At 74.3% G+C, this 874-nt stretch carries 1 pseudogene; it reads right to left on the minus strand.

Features of this window, described 5'->3' with window-relative positions:
- A pseudogene (locus tag G6018_RS16070) lies at window positions 1–874 on the minus strand (LuxR family transcriptional regulator); the annotation flags it as partial.

The following is an 874-nucleotide window of genomic DNA, read 5'->3' on the forward strand; positions in this document are numbered from 1 at the left end:
GGCGGCGGCGGCGACCTGCATGCGCCCCATGGCGGAGGGGATGATCTGCACCGGGTAGGCGTCCGCGGTGGTGGTGAGGTGCCTCAGGTGTGCGGCCGCCCCCAGGTGGTCGCCGCGCATGGACCTGATGACGGCACCGGACCAGTGGATCACCGGGGCGAGCAGGTCCAGTTCGAGGTCCTCGAGACGTCTGGCGGCGGTGTCGACGACCCGGAGCGCCTCGTCCCAGTCCCCCCGGAGCAGGTGGGTGCGTGTGAGCCACGCCTGAGCCCACAGCGAGATCCGCGCGGAACCGGAGACGTCGGCCGTCGGCACGGCGGAACCCAGGCGGTGGCGGGCCGTCTCGAGATCGTCGTGGGCGAGCGCGATCCATCCGGAGGCCATCTCGAAGCGCTGGGCCACCGCGGGGGCGAGAGAACCGATCCGGTCCTCGTCGGTGACGCCGCCTCCCGGGGCGGCGTCGATCGCCTCGCCCAGGACGGTGATGGCCCGGGCCTCCTCGACCTCCGGTTGGTCGGGATGGGCGCCCCCGATGACGACCCCGGCCCAGTGCCTCAGCTGGTCGGGGCGCCACAGGCACAGTGAGTGCACCACGAACTTCTGGGCGAGTGCGACGGGGTCGGGGGCGGTGACACCGGGAGAACCGGACTGCCCGGCGTCGAGGGCTCGCCGGAGGAGTGCCTCGGCCTCTCCCGCGTGTCCCAGGTGGAGCGCGAGCGAACCGAGGACCGCATCGCGGCGCGGGTCGGGCCGGACCCGGTCGAGCGTGTGGGACAGCGCGGCGGCCTCGCTGATCCGACCCGCGCCGAGGAGGGCGTCGATGCCGTCGATGTGGAGCCCCCGCGCCTCCTCGGGGTCGGCGGTGAGCGCCGCC

Origin of the sequence: Dietzia sp. DQ11-44, from assembly GCF_014145205.1 — a bacterium.
Taxonomy (GTDB): Bacteria; Actinomycetota; Actinomycetes; order Mycobacteriales; family Mycobacteriaceae; genus Dietzia; species Dietzia natronolimnaea.